Origin of the sequence: Enterobacter sp. WPR_3_1, from assembly GCF_003635055.1 — a bacterium.
GTDB lineage: Bacteria > Pseudomonadota > Gammaproteobacteria > Enterobacterales > Enterobacteriaceae > Enterobacter > Enterobacter ludwigii.
Genome location: NZ_RBXU01000011.1, coordinates 65,358 through 84,802, shown reverse-complemented (window position 1 = coordinate 84,802; position 19,445 = coordinate 65,358). Strand labels below are relative to the sequence as shown.

General features: G+C 54.1%; 12 protein-coding genes. 8 read left to right on the top strand and 4 right to left on the bottom strand.

Features of this window, described 5'->3' with window-relative positions:
* Positions 1-26: 26 nt before the first annotated feature.
* The 7 genes from cmoM (at position 27) to BJ887_RS14455 (ending at position 10,665) form a co-directional block, all read left to right on the top strand.
* Positions 27-806, top strand: coding sequence for a tRNA uridine 5-oxyacetic acid(34) methyltransferase CmoM (gene cmoM / locus BJ887_RS14485; protein WP_032677804.1), 780 nt, complete (start codon positions 27-29; stop codon positions 804-806).
* A gap of 3 nt (positions 807-809) precedes the next feature.
* A complete protein-coding gene (gene mukF / locus BJ887_RS14480) occupies positions 810-2,132 on the top strand; it encodes a chromosome partition protein MukF (RefSeq protein WP_014169399.1) in 1,323 nt (440 codons plus the stop codon).
* The gene (gene mukE / locus BJ887_RS14475) at positions 2,113-2,817 is read left to right on the top strand and encodes a chromosome partition protein MukE (protein WP_014169400.1); all 705 of its coding nucleotides are present in this window, start codon (positions 2,113-2,115) and stop codon (positions 2,815-2,817) included. Before mukF ends, mukE begins: the two co-directional genes overlap by 20 nt.
* Complete coding sequence (gene mukB / locus BJ887_RS14470) at positions 2,817-7,268, top strand: chromosome partition protein MukB (protein WP_121340035.1); 4,452 nt, start codon at positions 2,817-2,819, stop codon at positions 7,266-7,268. The genes mukE and mukB overlap by 1 nt, the downstream gene beginning before the upstream one ends.
* Before the next feature lie 177 nt (positions 7,269-7,445).
* On the top strand, positions 7,446-9,269 hold the full coding sequence (gene ldtD, locus BJ887_RS14465; RefSeq protein ID WP_121340034.1) for a L,D-transpeptidase: 1,824 nt from the start codon (positions 7,446-7,448) through the stop codon (positions 9,267-9,269).
* A 176-nt stretch (positions 9,270-9,445) separates the two neighbouring features.
* A complete protein-coding gene (locus BJ887_RS14460; protein ID WP_014169403.1) occupies positions 9,446-9,997 on the top strand; it encodes a YcbK family protein in 552 nt (183 codons plus the stop codon).
* A gap of 20 nt (positions 9,998-10,017) precedes the next feature.
* On the top strand, positions 10,018-10,665 hold the full coding sequence (locus BJ887_RS14455; RefSeq protein WP_020884810.1) for an MBL fold metallo-hydrolase: 648 nt from the start codon (positions 10,018-10,020) through the stop codon (positions 10,663-10,665).
* A gap of 50 nt (positions 10,666-10,715) precedes the next feature.
* Here the strand turns inward: BJ887_RS14455 and aspC are convergent, their stop codons facing one another.
* From aspC to pncB, 4 genes are all read right to left on the bottom strand, one after another.
* Positions 10,716-11,906, bottom strand: a complete 1,191-nt coding sequence (gene aspC, locus BJ887_RS14450; RefSeq protein WP_020884809.1) for an aspartate transaminase — start codon at positions 11,904-11,906, stop codon at positions 10,716-10,718.
* Between the two features lie 185 nt (positions 11,907-12,091).
* Entirely contained in the window at positions 12,092-13,198 is a 1,107-nt protein-coding gene (locus BJ887_RS14445; RefSeq protein WP_050736580.1) for a porin, read from the bottom strand.
* Between the two features lie 605 nt (positions 13,199-13,803).
* Entirely contained in the window at positions 13,804-15,204 is a 1,401-nt protein-coding gene (asnS, locus tag BJ887_RS14440) for an asparagine--tRNA ligase (RefSeq protein ID WP_032677806.1), read from the bottom strand.
* A gap of 169 nt (positions 15,205-15,373) precedes the next feature.
* Positions 15,374-16,576, bottom strand: coding sequence for a nicotinate phosphoribosyltransferase (pncB, locus tag BJ887_RS14435; protein ID WP_025204545.1), 1,203 nt, complete (start codon positions 16,574-16,576; stop codon positions 15,374-15,376).
* A gap of 255 nt (positions 16,577-16,831) precedes the next feature.
* Here pncB and pepN point away from each other — a divergent pair, with 255 nt between their 5' ends.
* Positions 16,832-19,444 carry an aminopeptidase N gene (gene pepN / locus BJ887_RS14430; RefSeq protein WP_063925140.1) on the top strand — a complete coding sequence of 871 codons (2,613 nt, stop codon included), beginning with the start codon at positions 16,832-16,834 and terminating at the stop codon, positions 19,442-19,444.
* The last annotated feature ends 1 nt before the right edge of the window (position 19,445 follow it).

The window sequence follows — 19,445 nt, the reverse complement described above, 5'->3', positions numbered from 1 at the left end:
TGCAGTTAGCGAGTGGAACTCTCCCAATGCGGGATCGCAATTTTGATGACATCGCGGAAAAGTTTTCGCGCAACATTTATGGCACCACGAAAGGGCAGTTGCGTCAGACGATCCTCTGGCAGGATCTGGACAACATCCTGGCCTCGTTTGAGGGGCAAACGTTGCGCGTGCTGGATGCTGGCGGCGGTGAAGGGCAGACGGCTATCAAAATGGCCCAGCGCGGTCATCACGTAACGCTTTGCGATCTTTCTGCTGAGATGATCGCGCGTGCGACGCGTGCCGCAGAAGAGAAAGGTGTGAGCGACAACATGCATTTTATACAATGCGCCGCTCAGGACATCGCACAGCATTTGGAAACCCAGGTTGATCTGATATTGTTTCATGCAGTGCTGGAGTGGGTTGCCGATCCGCAAAGCGTGTTACGCACCCTGTGGTCGATGTTGCGCCCGGGCGGTACGCTGTCACTGATGTTCTACAATGCTAACGGCTTCCTGATGCACAACATGGTTGCGGGTAACTTCGACTATGTTCAGGTCGGGATGCCAAAAAAGAAAAAACGCACGCTTTCCCCGGATTATCCGCGCGATCCGCAGCAGGTGTATGGCTGGCTGGAAGAGATTGGCTGGCAGATAACCGGGAAAACGGGCGTCAGGGTGTTTCATGATTATCTGCGTGAAAAACACAAACAGCGTGACTGTTTTGACACCTTAACAGAATTAGAAACGCGGTATTGCCGTCAGGAACCTTTTGTCAGTCTTGGCCGCTATATTCACGTCACCGCGCACAAGCCGCAGATGCAAGGATAACCTATGAGTGAATTTTCCCAGACAGTCCCCGAACTGGTTGCCTGGGCCAGGAAAAACGATTTCTCCATCTCGCTGCCGGTAGACAGACTCTCTTTCCTGCTGGCGGTTGCCACGCTGAACGGCGAACGGCTGGATGGCGAAATGAGCGAGGGTGAACTGGTGGATGCGTTCCGCCATGTCAGTGATGCGTTTGAGCAAACCAGCGAAACCATTAGCGTGCGTGCCAACAACGCAATCAACGATATGGTGCGTCAACGTCTGCTGAACCGCTTTACCAGCGAGCAGGCGGAAGGAAACGCCATCTATCGTCTGACGCCACTGGGTATCGGCATCACCGATTACTACATTCGCCAGCGTGAATTTTCCACGCTGCGTCTTTCCATGCAGCTCTCGATTGTGGCGGGTGAACTTAAGCGCGCCGCCGATGCAGCGGATGAAAACGGTGACGAATTCCACTGGCACCGTAACGTCTATGCGCCGCTGAAATATTCGGTGGCAGAGATTTTCGACAGCATCGATCTGACCCAGCGTCTGATGGATGAACAGCAGCAACAGGTAAAAGACGATATCGCACAGTTGCTGAATAAAGACTGGCGTGCGGCCATCTCCAGCTGTGAAATGTTGCTGTCGGAAACCTCGGGTACGCTGCGTGAACTGCAGGATACGCTGGAAGCGGCAGGGGATAAGCTTCAGGCGAACCTGCTGCGCATCCAGGATGCGACCATGGCCCATGACGATCTGCATTTTATTGACCGTCTGGTGTTCGATCTGCAGAGCAAACTCGATCGTATTATCAGCTGGGGTCAGCAGTCGATTGACCTGTGGATCGGTTATGACCGCCACGTGCATAAATTTATCCGTACCGCGATCGATATGGATAAAAACCGCGTCTTTGCTCAGCGTCTGCGCCAGTCGGTACAGACCTATTTCGATGCGCCATGGGCGCTGACTTACGCCAGTGCCGATCGTCTGCTGGATATGCGCGACGAAGAGATGGCTCTGCGCGATGAAGAAGTGACCGGTGAACTGCCACCGGATCTGGAATATGAAGAGTTCAACGAAATTCGTGAGCAACTTGCGGCGATGATCGAAGAACAGCTCGCTGTCTACAAAACCAGACAAGTGCCGCTGGATCTTGGGCTCGTGGTGCGCGACTATCTGGCGCAATATCCTCGCGCGCGCCACTTCGACATCGCCCGCATCGTGGTAGACCAGGCCGTGCGTCTGGGCGTCGCACAAGCAGATTTCACCGGGCTGCCGCCGAAGTGGCAGCCGATTAACGATTACGGAGCCAAGGTACAGGCGCATGTCATTGACAAATATTGAACAAGTGATGCCAGTTAAGCTGGCACAGGCGCTGGCGAATCCGTTGTTTCCGGCGCTGGACAGCCAACTGCGTGCCGGTCGTCACATTGGCTTAGACGAGCTGGACAATCACGCCTTTTTGATGGACTTCCAGGAGTACCTGGAAGAGTTTTACGCCCGCTATAACGTGGAGCTTATCCGCGCACCGGAAGGGTTTTTCTACCTGCGTCCACGTTCCACAACCCTGATTCCGCGTTCCGTGCTCTCTGAGCTGGATATGATGGTCGGCAAAATTCTTTGCTACCTCTATCTCAGCCCGGAGCGTCTGGCAAATGAAGGCATCTTCACCCAGCAGGAGCTTTACGACGAGCTGCTGGCGCTGGCGGATGAGAGCAAGCTGCTTAAGCTGGTGAACAACCGCTCCACCGGCTCGGATCTTGACCGCCAGAAATTGCAGGAAAAAGTTCGCTCTTCCCTTAACCGTCTGCGTCGTCTGGGCATGGTCTGGTTTATGGGCCATGACAGCAGCAAATTCCGCATCACGGAATCTGTCTTCCGCTTCGGCGCCGATGTGCGTGCGGGCGACGATGCGCGTGAAGCGCAGCTTCGCATGATCCGCGACGGTGAAGCGATGCCGGTGGAAAACCATTTGCAGCTCGATGATGAGCATGAAGAGAATCTGCCGGATAGCGGGGAGGAAGAGTAATGATTGAACGCGGTAAATTTCGCTCACTAACGCTGATTAACTGGAACGGCTTCTTTGCCCGGACGTTCGATCTGGATGAGCTGGTTACGACGCTCTCCGGTGGTAACGGTGCGGGTAAATCCACCACCATGGCGGCGTTTGTTACGGCACTGATCCCCGATCTGACGCTGCTCCATTTCCGTAACACCACCGAAGCGGGGGCGACCAGCGGCTCTCGCGATAAAGGCCTGCACGGCAAACTCAAAGCAGGCGTCTGTTATTCGGTACTGGACGTCATTAACTCCCGACATCAGCGTGTGGTGGTGGGGGTACGTCTGCAGCAGGTCGCAGGCCGTGACCGTAAAGTGGACATTAAACCGTTTGCCATCCAGGGTCTGCCAACCTCCATGCAGCCCACAGCGCTGCTGACGGAAACCCTGAATGAGCGTCAGGCGCGCGTGCTGACGCTGCAGGAGCTGAAAGATAAGCTCGAAACCATCGAAGGCGTGCAGTTCAAGCAGTTCAACTCCATTACGGATTACCACTCCCTGATGTTCGATCTGGGCGTTGTGGCGCGCCGTCTGCGCAGTGCGTCTGACCGTAGCAAATACTACCGTTTGATCGAAGCATCGTTGTACGGTGGTATCTCCAGCGCCATTACCCGCTCCCTGCGCGACTACCTGTTACCGGAAAACAGCGGCGTGCGTAAGGCCTTCCAGGATATGGAAGCCGCGCTGCGTGAAAACCGCATGACGCTCGAAGCCATTCGCGTGACGCAGTCTGACCGTGACCTGTTTAAGCACCTGATTAGCGAGGCCACCAACTACGTGGCGGCGGACTATATGCGTCACGCCAATGAACGTCGTGTCCATCTCGATCAGGCGTTAGAGTACCGCCGCGAGCTGTTTACCTCCCGTAAACAGCTGGTGGCTGAGCAGTATAAGCACGTCGAAATGGCGCGTGAACTGGGCGAGCACAACGGTGCCGAAGGCGATCTGGAAGCCGATTACCAGGCTGCCAGCGATCACCTGAACCTGGTGCAGACCGCCCTGCGTCAGCAGGAGAAGATCGAGCGCTACGAAGCGGATCTCGATGAGCTGCAAATTCGTCTCGAAGAGCAAAATGAAGTGGTGGCGGAAGCTGCCGACATGCAGGAAGAGAACGAAGCACGTGCCGAGGCCGCCGAGTTGGAAGTGGATGAGCTGAAAAATCAGCTGGCCGATTACCAGCAGGCGCTGGACGTGCAGCAGACGCGTGCAATTCAGTATACCCAGGCACTTCAGGCGTTACAGCGTGCAAAAGAGCTGTGTCATCTGCCTGACCTCACCCCGGAAAGCGCTGACCAGTGGCTGGATACCTTCCAGGCCAAAGAGCAGGAAGCGACCGAGAAACTGCTCTCGCTTGAACAGAAGATGAGCGTCGCGCAAACGGCGCACAGTCAGTTTGAGCAAGCGTACCAGCTGGTTGTGGCAATTAACGGACCGCTTGCGCGTAACGAAGCGTGGGAAGTTGCCCGTGAACTGCTGCGCGACGGTGTGAACCAGCGCCATCTGGCCGAGCAGGTTCAGCCGCTGCGTATGCGCCTGAACGAACTGGAACAGCGTCTTCGCGAACAGCAGGAAGCCGAGCGTATGCTGGCGGAGTTCTGTAAGCGCCAGGGCAAAAATTACGATTTCGACGATCTTGAAGCTCTGCATCAGGAGCTCGAAGCGCGTATTGCTGCGCTTTCCGATTCCGTATCCAACGCCAGTGAACAGCGCATGACGCTGCGCCAGGAGATGGAGCAGCTGCAGTCCCGTTCTAAGGTGCTGCTGCAGCGTGCACCAGTCTGGCTGGCTGCCCAAAGCAGCCTGAACCAGCTCAGTGAACAGTGCGGCGAACAGTTTGAGTCCAGCCAGGACGTGACCGAATATCTGCAACAATTGCTTGAGCGCGAGCGCGAGGCGATTGTTGAGCGCGATGAAGTCGGCGCCCGTAAACGTGAGATCGATGAAGAGATTGAGCGCTTAAGCCAGCCTGGTGGTTCGGAAGATTCACGTCTGAACGCCCTGGCTGAACGTTTTGGCGGCGTGCTGTTGTCCGAAATCTATGACGATGTCGGTCTGGACGATGCGCCGTACTTCTCAGCCCTGTATGGCCCATCACGTAACGCGATTGTGGTCCCGGATCTGTCGCTGATTGCTGACCAGCTGGCAGGGCTGGAAGATTGCCCGGAAGACCTCTATTTAATCGAAGGGGACCCGCAGTCGTTCGATGACAGCGTATTCAGCGTCGATGAGCTGGAAAAAGCGGTTGTCGTCAAAATCGCCGATCGTCAGTGGCGTTATTCTCGCTTCCCTGAGCTTCCGCTGTTTGGTCGCGCAGCGCGTGAAAACCGGATTGAAAGTCTTCACGCCGAGCGTGAGACGCTGTCTGAACGTTTTGCGACCCTGTCGTTTGACGTGCAGAAAACCCAGCGTCTTCATCAGGCGTTCAGCCGCTTTATCGGCAGCCATCTGGGCGTGGCGTTTGAAGCTGACCCGGAAGCCGAAATTCGCAAGCTCAACACCCGTCGCGGCGAGCTTGAGCGTGCGATCTCAAACCATGAAAATGACAACCAGCAAAGCCGCGTTCAGTTCGAACAGGCGAAAGAGGGCGTTGCGGCCCTTAACCGCATCCTGCCTCGCCTGAATCTGCTGGCAGATGACACGCTGGCTGACCGCGTGGATGAGATTCAGGAACGTCTGGATGAAGCTCAGGAAGCGGCACGTTTTGTTCAGCAGTACGGTAATCAGCTGGCGAAGCTCGAACCAATGGTCTCCGTGTTGCAGAGCGATCCGGAGCAGTTCGAACAGTTAAAAGAAGATTATGCCTGGTCGCAGCAGGTGCAGCGCGAAGCGCGCCAGCAGGCGTTTGCCCTGACGGAAGTGGTGCAGCGCCGGGCCCACTTCGGCTACTCCGATTCCGCGGAGATGCTGAGCGGTAACAGCGATCTCAATGAGAAGCTGCGTCAGCGCCTTGAACAGGCTGAAGCGGAACGTACTCGCGCCCGTGACGCGATGCGTAGCCACTCGGCACAGCTGAACCAGTACAATCAGGTCCTGGCCTCGCTGAAAAGCTCCTTCGACACCAAGAAAGAGCTGTTAAACGATCTTCAGAAAGAGTTACAGGACATTGGCGTCCGTGCTGACAGCGGAGCAGAAGAGCGGGCGCGTATCCGTCGTGATGAACTGCATGCGCAGCTCAGTAATAACCGCGCACGTCGTAATCAGCTGGAAAAAGCGCTGACCTTCTGTGAAGCGGAAATGGATAACCTGACTCGTCGCCTGCGCAAGCTGGAGCGTGATTATCACGAAATGCGTGAGCAGGTCGTGACCGCGAAGGCGGGCTGGTGCGCCGTCATGCGGATGGTGAAAGACAATAACGTTGAACGCCGTCTGCATCGTCGCGAGCTGGCCTATCTCTCTGCGGATGAACTGCGCTCTATGTCGGATAAGGCGCTGGGTGCCTTGCGTCTGGCGGTGGCGGATAACGAACACCTGCGCGATGTGCTGCGTATGTCCGAAGATCCGAAACGCCCTGAGCGTAAGATCCAGTTCTTCGTGGCCGTTTATCAGCACCTGCGTGAGCGTATTCGTCAGGACATCATTCGTACCGACGATCCGGTCGAAGCCATTGAGCAGATGGAAATCGAACTGGGCCGCCTGACGGAAGAGTTGACCTCCCGCGAGCAGAAGCTGGCTATCAGTTCCCGCAGCGTGGCGAATATCATCCGTAAAACCATCCAGCGCGAGCAGAACCGAATTCGCCAGCTGAACCAGGGCTTGCAGAGCGTATCGTTTGGTCAGGTGAACAGCGTGCGTCTGAACGTGAACGTGCGTGAAGCGCACTCGACGCTGCTGGAAGTGTTGTCTGAACAGCACGAACAGCATCAGGATCTGTTCAACAGCAACCGTCTGACCTTCTCCGAAGCGCTGGCGAAACTGTATCAACGCCTTAATCCGCAGATTGACATGGGGCAACGCACGCCGCAAACCATTGGTGAAGAGCTCCTGGATTACCGTAACTACCTGGAAATGGAAGTGGAGGTTAACCGTGGTTCAGACGGCTGGCTCCGTGCGGAGTCCGGTGCACTCTCTACCGGTGAAGCTATCGGTACCGGGATGTCGATTCTGGTGATGGTGGTCCAGAGCTGGGAAGATGAGGCGCGTCGTCTGCGCGGCAAAGATATCTCCCCATGTCGACTGCTGTTCCTGGATGAAGCTGCGCGTCTTGACGCCCGCTCAATTGCCACGCTGTTTGAACTCTGTGAGCGTCTTGATATGCAGCTCATTATCGCTGCGCCGGAGAACATCAGTCCTGAGAGAGGCACCACGTATAAACTGGTGCGTAAGGTATTCCAGAATACCGAACACGTTCACGTGGTCGGGTTACGCGGTTTTGCCCCACAGCCGCCAGAATCCTTACCGGAAACAACGGCAGACGCGTCCTGAGGCGTTTTCTAACCGTGAGCGGCGCACCAGCGCCGCTTTTTTTTTCGCTTAACTTGTGTTTAAGGCTGCGTTATCTTTAAACTTCTTTACATAAGGTAAGGCAACAGGTTTGCCGTCACCCTATAATAAAAGAAAGCCCCAACGTGATGGGCATGTCGTGAAAACAGGGGGCAAGGGATGTTGCTAAAGAAAAAATGTGGTCGTCAGCTGTCTGCGCTAAGTTTATGCCTGGCAGTGACGTTTGCTCCACTGTTAACCGCTCAGGCCGACGAGCCTGAAATTGTGCCGACTGACAGCACAGCAACGACTGGCACACAGCCAACGTCGCTGTCTCAACCGCTGGAGCAGTCTCCTGCGACGGCCATCATGGCCGGTATTAAACCGTTGCCAGAAGGCATCGACGCGGAATCGCTTCGCCAGCAGCTGCTGTCTGGGCTGCCAGCAGGCTACACGCCTGTCTATTCCAGCCAGCTCACGCTGCTCTATGCGGCGCGTGACATGAAACCCATGTGGGAAAACCGTGATGCGGTGCGCGCCTTCCAGCAACAGCTGGCAGAAGTCGCCATTGCAGGGTTCCAGCCGCAGTTCACAAAATGGGTTGAGCTCTTAACCGATCCTGCTGTCACCGGGCAGGCGCGGGACGTGGTGCTTTCCGATGCCATGATGGGGTATCTCCAGTTTGTGGCCGGTATTCCGGTCAATGGTAACCGTTGGTTGTACAGCGATAAGCCTTACAAGCTGGCGACTCCGGCACTGTCGGTAATTAACCAGTGGCAACTGGCGCTGGATAGTGGCGATCTGCCGCGCTTTATTGCGAGCCTCGCGCCGGCACATCCGCAATACGCGACCATGCATCAGTCGCTTCTGGAACTGGTCGGGGATTCACGTCCATGGCCGCAGATGCGTGGTACCGCGACGCTGCGTCCTGGACAGTGGAGCAGCGATGTGCCTGCCCTGCGTGAGATCCTCAAACGCTCCGGTATTCTGGATAGCGGGCCTAAAATTGCCCTGCCGGGTGACGATGCGCAAAGCGTCGTTGTCAGCCCGTCAGCCCCGGTGAAAGAGAAAAAAGCCGCCGTTCTGAGTGATAAGCCCGCGGCCTACGATCGGGAGCTGGTTGCAGCGGTTAAGCAGTTTCAGGCTGCTCAGGGGCTGGGTGCTGATGGCGTGATTGGCCAGTCAACGCGCGACTGGCTGAACGTCTCACCTGCGCAGCGTGCAGGGGTGCTGGCGCTCAATATCCAGCGTTTACGCTTGCTGCCAGGGACCCTCTCTACCGGCATCATGGTGAATATTCCGGCGTATTCGCTGGTCTATTACCAGAACGGCAGTGAAGTGCTGGCGTCACGCGTGATTGTGGGACGTCCCGATCGCAAAACGCCGATGATGAGCAGTGCCCTGAACAACGTGGTGGTTAACCCGCCGTGGAACGTACCGCCGACGCTGGCGCGTAAAGACATTCTGCCCAAGGTCTGGAACGATCCGGGTTACCTGGAACGCCATGGCTATACGGTGATGCGCGGCTGGAACAGCAAAGAGGCGATAGACCCCTATATGGTCGACTGGTCAACCATTACCGCGTCTAATCTGCCATTCCGGTTCCAGCAGGCACCCGGTGCACATAACTCGCTCGGACGCTACAAGTTCAATATGCCGAGTTCAGATGCTATCTATCTGCACGATACGCCGAACCACAATCTGTTCCAGAAAGATACCCGCGCGCTGAGTTCAGGCTGTGTGCGTGTCAATAAAGCCTCGGAGCTGGCTAATATGCTGTTGCAGGATGCAGGCTGGAACGATACGCGCATCTCTGACGCCCTGAAGCAGGGGGATACGCGTTACGTTAATATTCGCCATAATATTCCGGTCAATCTTTATTATCTGACGGCGTTTGTGGGTGAGGACGGGCGGACGCAGTATCGTACAGATATTTACAATTATGATCTCACGGCGCGATCCGGCGCACAAATTTTGCCAAAAGCTGAACAATTAATCAGGTAAATGAAGCAGTTCGGGAAAATAGGTTGTCGTAAGTAATGGTGAATACGGGGCTATATGGCTGGAGGCCGCGTATTTACTGGGGTTGGGTGCCTTGACGTAGTCGGCTTTGCCAGTTAAGGTGCCCTTCGTGCGCTAAGCATATTTACGATAAACATTGACCTGTAGACCTGATTATCATGGACAAATTTGACGCTAATCGCCGCAAACTGCTGGCGTTAGGTGGTGTTGCGCTCGGCGCAGCGGCCATCTTGCCGACGCCAGCATTTGCCACCCTCTCGACACCTCGTCCGCGAGTTTTAACGCTCAACAATCTCCACACCGGTGAGTCGTTAAAAGCGGAGTTCTTCGATGGCAGAGGCTATATTCAGGATGAATTAGCAAGACTTAACCATTTTTTCCGTGATTTCCGCGCGAATAAAATAAAAGCCATCGACCCAGGACTGTTTGATCAGTTATTCCGCCTTCAGGGCCTGCTGGGTACCAGCAAGCCAGTGCAACTTATTTCTGGTTATCGCTCTGTTGATACCAATAATGAACTGCGCGCCCACAGCCGTGGGGTAGCGAAAAAAAGCTATCACACGAAGGGACAGGCAATGGATTTCCATATTGAAGGCGTTTCGTTAGCCAATATTCGCAAAGCTGCGTTATCTATGCGCGCAGGTGGTGTAGGATATTACCCAAGTAGCAACTTTGTGCATATTGATACCGGTCCGGTCCGGCACTGGTAATAACGAAACACAGGAGCAGTATGAACTATCGTATTATTCCGGTTACTGCATTCTCCCAGAATTGTTCATTAATCTGGTGTGAGCAAACCAAACTGGCCGCGCTTGTCGATCCCGGCGGTGACGCTGAGAAAATCAAGCAGGAAGTCGCTGATAGCGGTGTCACGCTGATGCAGATTTTACTGACGCATGGTCATCTTGATCATGTTGGTGCGGCGGCGGAGCTGGCACAGCACTTCGGTGTGCCTGTGATCGGTCCGGAAAAAGAAGATGAGTTCTGGCTGCAGGGTTTACCAGCCCAGAGCCGCATGTTTGGCCTTGATGAGTGTCTGCCCCTGACGCCCGATCGCTGGCTAAATGAAGGAGAGCGCGTTAACGTAGGGAATGTGACTTTACAGGTGTTGCATTGTCCTGGGCATACGCCAGGCCATATTGTCTTCTTTGATGACCAGTCCCGTCTGCTGATTTCCGGCGATGTGATTTTCAAAGGTGGCGTAGGACGCAGCGATTTTCCACGTGGCGACCACGGACAGCTGATTCAGTCGATTAAACAGAAGTTGTTGCCGCTGGGCGATGATGTGACGTTTATCCCTGGACACGGTCCGATGTCGACGCTGGGTTATGAACGACTTCATAACCCGTTCCTTCAGGACGAAATGCCTGTCTGGTAACCAGAATAAAAAAAAGCCTGCATTACGCAGGCTTTTTTTATGGGGGCAATTTACAGCACGGCGACGATGGCTTCGCACAGCGGCGCCATATTGTCTGGGGTCATGCCTGCAACGTTGACGCGACCAGACGCCACGGCGTAGACGCCAAACTCTTCACGCAGACGCAGAACCTGTTCTTTGGTCAGGCCGCTGAAAGAGAACATACCGTTCTGCTTAATAATAAAGCTGAAGTCACGGTCAGCGCCTTTCTCCGCAAGGGTGTTCACAAACAGCAGACGCATGCGCTGAATACGCTGACGCATATCGTTCAGCTCTTGTTCCCAGATAGCACGCAGTGCATCGTTGCTCAGGATAGTCGCAACGACAGAGGCACCGTGTGCAGGCGGGTTAGAGTAGTTAGCGCGGATCACGGATTTCATCTGGCTGAATGCACGATCAACGGTTTCAGTGTTCGCCGCAACCAGCGTACAGGCACCGACACGCTCATTGTACAGACCGAAGTTCTTGGAGTAAGAGCTTGCCACGATCAGTTCCTGATGCACGGCAGCAAAAGCGCGCAGGCCTTCCGCATCTTCTTCCAGACCACGGGCGAAGCCCTGGTATGCAAAGTCAAACAGCGGCAGCCAGCCTTTTTCTACGGAGAGCTTCGCCAGCTGTTCCCACTGTTCCAGCGTTGGATCAATACCGGTTGGGTTGTGGCAGCAGCCGTGGAACAGCACCACATCACCCGCCTGAGCCTCGTTCAGGCTGGCCAGCAGACCGTCGAAGTCCAGAGAGTGGTTAGCCGCGTCGTAGTAAGCATATTCGCGTACTTCCAGGCCTGCAGAGTTGAATACGCTCTTGTGGTTTGGCCAGCTTGGGTTGCTCACCCAGACACGCTTAACAGAGGTGTTTTTCGCAAGGAAATCCGCCGCGACGCGCAGCGCGCCGGTACCGCCAGGGGTCTGTGCTGTACGCGCACGCTTGTCGCTCACAATTGCACTGCCTTTGCCGAACAGCAGTTCCTGAGTGCAACGACCAAATTCAGGGATACCATCAATACCGAGGTAATTTTTGGTGGTTTCATTTTCCAGCAGATACTGCTCAGCTTTTTTAACGCTGGTCAGCACCGGGGTTTTGCCGGTTTCATCTTTATATACACCAATACCCAGGTTGATTTTACCAGGGCGGTCGTCGGCACGAAACAGATCGGCCAGGCCCAGAATAGGGTCGGCAGGAGCGGCGGTAATGTTCTCAAACATGACGAAGTTCCATTGTGATTACAGAAGTGAAATCCGCTATCAGGTTAACGGTAGATTTACAAAATGCCAACCGTTTGCGACAAAAAGCGTGCGGCTTTTCAAAAGTCGCCATTTTTTGCTATCAGACATAAAAAAAACAGGGCCGAAGCCCTGTTCATTAAGCATATAACAAAGTGGTGTACTGATTAGAACTGGTAGGTCACACCCACTGCTGCCATATCGTCGTTGCCGTTCAGACCGCCAACCGCTTTCGCGTAGTCGGTGTCTTTGTCCAGCAGGTTGATGTAGTAGTCAGCCCACACGTTGAAGTTTTTGTTGAAGTAGTAAGTGGTACCCACCTGGATGAATTTAGCCAGGTCTGCATCGCCACCGCTGAAGCCGCCGACGGCAGCCAGGTCTTTACCTTTGGTCTGCACGTAGGAGATGGCTGGGCGCAGGCCGAAGTCGAACTGGTACTGAGCAACCACTTCGAAGTTCTGAGTTTTGTTAGCAAAACCAGCATCACCGCTAGAACCGGTACGGGTGGTGTTACGGGTTTCTGCATAGGTGGTTGCCAGGTACAGGTTGTTAGCGTCGTATTTCAGACCAACACCCCATGCTTCAGCTTTGTCACCCTGACCATCAGCCTTCTGGTTCAGAGTACGGTTAGCGTTGCTGTAAGATGCGATTGCACCGAAGCCTTCGCCGAAGTCGTAACCCAGGGAGTAACCTACGCCGTCACCGTTAGAGGTTTTAACGTCAGCACGGTCGTTTTTACCCTGGTACTGTACGCCCATGCTCAGACCGTCAACCAGACCGAAGAAATCGCTGTTACGGTAGGTCAGCAGGCCAGTGCCACGGCTGGTCATAAAGTTATCAACGTAGTTACCGCCCCAGGTCATACCTGAGAAGGACGGCGCCATATCGGTGTATGACTCAACGTCATAAACGATACCGTAGTTACGACCATAGTCGATGCTGCCAGCGTCACCCGCTTTCAGGCCCGCGAAAGCCAGACGGTTTTTGTTAGCCTGAGCAGTGTTCTCAGCCTGGTTAGCCATGAAACGGTATTCCCACTGGCCATAACCGGTCAGCTGGTCGTTGATCTGAGTTTCACCTTTGAAACCGATCTGCGCGTAGGTAGCGTCGTTGTTATTCGTGTTATCGCCAGAGGTCACGAAATCGTGCTCGGCGTTAACTTTCCCGTAGAAGTCCAGTTTGTTGCCGTTCTTGTTATAGATTTCTGCAGCGTTAGCTGCACCGGCTACCAGCAGGGCAGGGATTACCACTGCCAGAATATTGCGCTTCATCATTATTTATTACCCTCATTGGTTTTTTTATGACACTCGCCACTGCCGTCAATAAATTCTGTCAATAAATATTTCCGGAACTATTGATGAGAGTTAGGTGTCTTTATGTATCTGACAGGCATCTTTCCATTCATAGAACCGTTTCGCTAGCCTGAAAGTGCTACAATTCTCAAGATTAAGTTACAAAAAGAAATAATGTGTAACTAAATATGTATTTTTCGGAACTTTGTGAACCACCTCAAATTTCAGCGTCCACTGGCGAATTAAACGGCAGATATATTGATATCTATATGAAAAGCTTATAATTAATTTAGATAAAGGCAATTCGTATAAACAGAAGCCAAACGGCTCATTTTTTCTTATGACCCGAAAGAGACTTCTGGATGGCTGTAAAACTGGTTGAATTTTGTGCTATTGCTTCAGATTGCAATAAGCGCAATAAGAATAGGGTTTATTTTTTGTGCGTAGATGTTTCATGGAAACAAAACGTAACAGGTAGTGGTTGTAACGGGGTTGTGGTTTAAAAATGCTGACTTTGCGCTGACGAAAACTGACAATGCAGAATAAAATAATGGCCAGCAATTGCTGGCCATTTGTTATTCAGTCGATTAGAAACTGGCGTTACGCGGTGTGCGTGGGAATGGAATAACGTCACGGACGTTCTGAACACCGGTGACATAGGCGATCAGACGCTCAAAGCCCAGACCAAAACCGGCATGCGGGACGGTACCGTAACGGCGTAAATCGCGATACCAGCTGTAATCCGCAGGATTAAGGCCCATCTCTTCCATGCGTGCGTCCAGTACGTCAAGACGCTCTTCACGCTGAGAACCACCGATGATTTCACCAATGCCCGGTGCCAGGACGTCCATCGCCGCAACGGTTTTACCGTCTTCGTTAAGGCGCATATAGAAGGCCTTAATGTCTTTCGGGTAGTTTTTCACCACAACCGGTGCTTTGAAGTGCTTCTCGGCCAGGTAACGCTCGTGCTCAGACGCCAGGTCAACACCCCAGTAAACCGGGTTCTCAAACTTCTCTCCGCATTTCTCGAGGATGGCCACCGCGTCGGTGTAGTCCACCTGCGCGAAATCTGCTGAGACGAAACGCTCCAGACGTGCGACTGCATCGCTGTCGACACGCTCTGCGAAGAATTTCATGTCGTCAGGACGCTCTTCCAGCACCGCTTTGAAGACATATTTCAGCATCGCTTCTGCCAGACCCGCGACATCATCCAGATCTGCGAACGCCACTTCAGGCTCCAGCATCCAGAATTCCGCCAGGTGACGGCTGGTGTTGGAGTTTTCTGCACGGAAGGTAGGACCAAAGGTGTAGATTTTGGACAGCGCGCAGGCGTAAGTTTCACCGTTGAGCTGACCAGAAACCGTCAGGAAGGCCTCTTTACCGAAGAAGTCTTTGTCATAGTCCACTTTACCTTCTGGCGTACGCGGCAGGTTTTCCATGTCCAGCGTAGAGACGCGGAACATTTCACCCGCACCTTCCGTATCGGACGCAGTGATCAGTGGAGTAGACACCCAGAAATAACCCTGCTCATCGAAGAAACGATGCAGCGCCTGCGCCAGCGTATGACGCACGCGGGCAACCGCACCAATCAGGTTGGTGCGTGGACGCAGGTGCGCCACTTCACGCAGATATTCAATGCTGTGACGTTTTGCCGCCATTGGGTAGGTGTCAGGATCTTCAACCCAGCCAGTGACTTCAATGGCAGAGGCCTGAATTTCGAAACTCTGACCCTGACCAGGCGATGCCACAACAACACCGGTTACGATAACGGAACAACCCGTTGTCAGGCGCAGAACGTCATCATTGTAATTGGGCAGAGAATTATTAATGACGGCCTGTACAGGATCAAAGCAGGAACCGTCATAGACGGCAAGGAAGGAGATGCCAGCTTTAGAATCTCGGCGAGTACGCACCCATCCGCGCACGGTGACTTCTTGGTCAACGGCGACACGGCCCTGGAGTACGTCGGCTACAGGCACAACGCTCATAATATTCTCTCTGTTAATAGTCGGAAAAAATAAACACTTGTCCACCCTTACTGGGGGGGATATCTATGTTACCTGGCATCCGCCATCAGACAAGCAGATTTCGCAGTCAAAAGAGAAGAATTAAGAAATAAATTGAGGAGAGGGGAGCCTGAAAGGCTCCCGAAAGCAGTTAACTGGCTTTTTTGATCTGCGGCAGATCGAATGCTTTGCGTAATGCGCGCACAAAGGCTTTGTCATGGCAGATGGTTTTACCGGGGCTATCGGAGAGCTTCGCTACCGGCTTACCGTTACATTCCACCAGTTTTATCACGATGTTCAGAGGTTTTACCTGAGGGATGTCGCAGGTCAGACGGGTGCCAATCCCAAAGCTCAGGTTAATTCTGGAGGTGAAATGACGATAGAGATCGACCGCTTTCGCCAGATCGAGGTTATCGGAGAAGACCAGCACCTTGCTCATTGGGTCAATGCCCAGTTTTTCGTAATGGGCAATGGCCTTTTCACCCCATTCAACCGGATCCCCGGAATCATGGCGTAATCCCTGATAACGTTCGGCAAATTCAGGGCCAAAATCACGCAGAAACGCGTCCATCGTAATACAGTCGGTAAGCGCGATGCCCAGTTGATTGGGATATTCTTCCAGCCACGCGGCCAGTGCGGCACGTTGGCTGTTTGCCAGGTCCGGGCTTATCTGCTGATGCGCCTGGAACCACTCATGCGCCTGGGTGCCCATCGGGGTCAGATCCAGACGACGTGCCAGATCGTAGTTGCTGGTGCCCACGAACCACGGCTCCTGCTGCAGACGCTTCACAATAGCCTGCTGCACTTCGCGAGAGAAACGGCGACGCGTGCCAAAATCCATCAGGCGGAAGCGGGACATATCCAGCCCTTCGGTCAGCGTTGAGAATGCGGCCAGTTTATTTTCCAGCGACGCGACCGCCTGCTCAACGCCGGTTTCCGGCGAACGGTAGCGGTGGGCCAGTTCACTGATCACCGCGAGAAGCGGAACTTCCCACATGATCACTTCACGCCACGGGCCTTCAAGACGAATATCCAGCTTGCCGTTATCATTGACCACGGTCACCTGCTCCGGCTTATAGCGGAAGTCGCGCAGCCAGTTCAGGTAGTCAGCTTTAAAGAAGGGCAGGCCAGAGAGCCACTGATATTCGTCGTCCTGCAGCGTCAGATGCTGCATAGCATCGACCTGTTCACGAATGGAGTCTGCGTAGATACCGAGCAAGTCGTCACCACGGCAGCGGAATTCCGCCGCGACATGGACGTCATAGTAATGGTGGAAAACGGCTTGCTGCATATGCAGTTTATACGCGTCGGTATCCAGCAATGTATGCAGAACAGGAGAAGCGAATTGAGTCATAGGTGCGCAGTAGCATCCTCTCACAGGAGCGTTTAGTACAATAAACAACTCCGGAGTATACCTTGTTTAGTGATTTATTGAACCCCGATCACAACATAAGCGCTCTTTATGGTCGAGGGCATTTTGTGCCCCGTGTTATACAAATGTAGCGAAAAAGGTGTTTGTACCTGAAAAGATGAACATTCTGCATAGCGCGTTTTACACAACAGGAATAGACTGGATTCGTTATTCGACAAACGATGCATAAGGTTTTCTATGACACAACAGCCACAAGCCAAATACCGCCACGACTACCGTGCGCCGGATTACCTGATTAGCGATATCGATCTGACTTTTGACCTGGATGCCACTAAAACCGTTGTCACGGCGGTAAGCCAGCTCACGCGCCAGAGCGCGACGGCTGTGCCGCTGCGTCTGGATGGTGAAGACCTGACGCTGGTCTCCGTGCAAATCAATGATCAAGCATGGTCTGACTATAAAATAGAAGGCAACCAGCTGGTTATCGACAACCTGCCGGAACGCTTTACGCTGCGCATCGTGAATGAAATCAGCCCGGCTGCCAACACGGCGCTGGAAGGGCTTTACCAGTCTGGCGTGGCCCTGTGCACCCAGTGTGAGGCCGAAGGTTTCCGCCACATTACCTGGTATCTTGACCGCCCGGACGTGCTGGCACGCTTTACAACGAAAATCATCGCCGATAAAACCCTCTATCCGTTCCTGCTTTCCAACGGCAACCGCGTAGGTGAAGGCGAGCTGGAAAACGGTCGCCACTGGGTACAGTGGCAGGATCCGTTCCCGAAACCGTGCTACCTGTTTGCGCTGGTGGCGGGTGATTTCGACGTGCTGCGTGATACGTTCAAAACCCGTTCAGGCCGCGACGTCGCGCTGGAGTTGTTCGTCGACCGCGGCAATCTGGACCGCGCGCCATGGGCGATGACCTCGCTTATCAACTCCATGAAGTGGGATGAAGAGCGCTTTGGCCTCGAGTATGACCTCGACATCTATATGATCGTTGCTGTCGACTTCTTCAACATGGGCGCGATGGAGAATAAAGGTCTTAACGTCTTTAACTCCAAATACGTGCTGGCGCGAACCGATACCGCGACCGATAAAGATTACCTGGATATTGAACGCGTCATCGGACACGAGTATTTCCATAACTGGACCGGAAACCGCGTCACCTGCCGTGACTGGTTCCAGCTGAGCCTGAAAGAGGGCCTGACCGTCTTCCGTGACCAGGAGTTCAGTTCCGATCTGGGTTCCCGTGCGGTGAACCGCATTAACAACGTGCGCACCATGCGTGGCCTGCAGTTTGCGGAAGATGCCAGCCCAATGGCACACCCTATCCGTCCCGATAAAGTCATCGAGATGAATAACTTCTACACCCTGACGGTGTACGAAAAAGGGGCGGAAATTATCCGCATGATCCATACCCTGCTGGGTGAAGAGAACTTCCAGAAAGGGATGCAGCTCTACTTCGAGCGTCATGACGGCAGCGCAGCCACCTGCGACGATTTTGTGCAGGCGATGGAGGATGCGTCTAATGTCGATCTTTCCCATTTCCGCCGCTGGTACAGCCAGGCCGGGACGCCGATTGTCACCGTCAAAGACGACTACAACCCGGAAACCGAGCAGTACACCCTGACCATCAGCCAGCGCACACCGCCAACGGCAGAGCAGGAAGAAAAACACCCGCTGCACATTCCGTTCAGTATTGAACTGTATGACAACGAGGGTAACGTGATCCCGCTGCAGAAGGGCGGCCATCCGGTCCACCACGTCCTGAACGTGACCCAGGCGGAACAGACCTTTATCTTTGATAACGTCTATTTCCAGCCGGTTCCCGCGCTGCTGTGTGAATTCTCTGCGCCCGTGAAACTGGAATATAAGTGGAGCGACCAGCAACTGACGTTCCTGATGCGCCATGCACGCAATGACTTCTCACGCTGGGATGCGGCGCAAAGCCTGCTGGCGACCTACATCAAGCTGAACGTTAATCGTCATCAGCAGGGCCAGCCGCTGTCGCTGCCGGTTCACGTTGCGGACGCATTCCGTGCAGTCCTGCTGGATGAGAAGATTGACCCGGCGCTGGCGGCTGAAATTCTGACGTTGCCATCCGCAGGCGAAATCGCCGAACTGTTCGACATCATCGATCCGATTGCCATTGTGGCGGTGCGTGAAGCGCTGACCCGTACGCTGGCGAACGAGCTTGCAGACGAATTCCTCGCAATCTACAACGCTAATAAGCTTGACGCTTATCGTGTGGAACATGCTGACATCGGTAAACGTTCCCTGCGTAACACCTGCCTGCGTTATCTGGCCTTCGGTGAGCGCGAGCTGGCAAACACGCTGGTGAGCAAGCAGTATCACGAAGCAGACAACATGACCGACGCGCTGGCAGCCCTGGCTGCAAGTGTTGCCGCCGAACTGCCATGCCGTGATGCGCTGATGCAGGAGTACGATGACAAGTGGCATCAGGATGGTCTGGTCATGGACAAGTGGTTCATCCTGCAGGCCACCAGCCCGGCGGCCGATGTCCTCAGCAATGTACGCAGTCTGCTGAAGCATCGCTCCTTCACCATGAGCAACCCAAACCGCGTGCGTTCCCTGATTGGCGCGTTTGCCAGCAGCAACCCGGCGGCGTTCCATGCGGAAGATGGCAGCGGTTATCAGTTTATGGTGGAAATGTTGACCGAGCTGAACAGCCGTAACCCACAGGTGGCGTCACGCCTGATTGAGCCGTTGATCCGTCTGAAACGCTATGATGCACAGCGCCAGGCGAAAATGCGTGCTGCGCTTGAGCAGCTGAAAGGGCTGGAAAACCTGTCTGGCGATCTGTACGAGAAGATCGCTAAGGCACTGGCCTGAT

Bases quoted from the DNA above. Each gene is read 5' to 3' on its own strand.
- cmoM (WP_032677804.1), top strand. From the start codon at position 27: ATGCGGGATCGCAATTTTGATGACATCGCGGAAAAGTTTTCGCGCAAC.
- mukF (WP_014169399.1), top strand. From the start codon at position 810: ATGAGTGAATTTTCCCAGACAGTCCCCGAACTGGTTGCCTGGGCCAGG.
- mukE (WP_014169400.1), top strand. From the start codon at position 2,113: ATGTCATTGACAAATATTGAACAAGTGATGCCAGTTAAGCTGGCACAG.
- mukB (WP_121340035.1), top strand. From the start codon at position 2,817: ATGATTGAACGCGGTAAATTTCGCTCACTAACGCTGATTAACTGGAAC.
- ldtD (WP_121340034.1), top strand. From the start codon at position 7,446: ATGTTGCTAAAGAAAAAATGTGGTCGTCAGCTGTCTGCGCTAAGTTTA.
- BJ887_RS14460 (WP_014169403.1), top strand. From the start codon at position 9,446: ATGGACAAATTTGACGCTAATCGCCGCAAACTGCTGGCGTTAGGTGGT.
- BJ887_RS14455 (WP_020884810.1), top strand. From the start codon at position 10,018: ATGAACTATCGTATTATTCCGGTTACTGCATTCTCCCAGAATTGTTCA.
- aspC (WP_020884809.1), bottom strand. From the start codon at position 11,906: ATGTTTGAGAACATTACCGCCGCTCCTGCCGACCCTATTCTGGGCCTG.
- BJ887_RS14445 (WP_050736580.1), bottom strand. From the start codon at position 13,198: ATGATGAAGCGCAATATTCTGGCAGTGGTAATCCCTGCCCTGCTGGTA.
- asnS (WP_032677806.1), bottom strand. From the start codon at position 15,204: ATGAGCGTTGTGCCTGTAGCCGACGTACTCCAGGGCCGTGTCGCCGTT.
- pncB (WP_025204545.1), bottom strand. From the start codon at position 16,576: ATGACTCAATTCGCTTCTCCTGTTCTGCATACATTGCTGGATACCGAC.
- pepN (WP_063925140.1), top strand. From the start codon at position 16,832: ATGACACAACAGCCACAAGCCAAATACCGCCACGACTACCGTGCGCCG.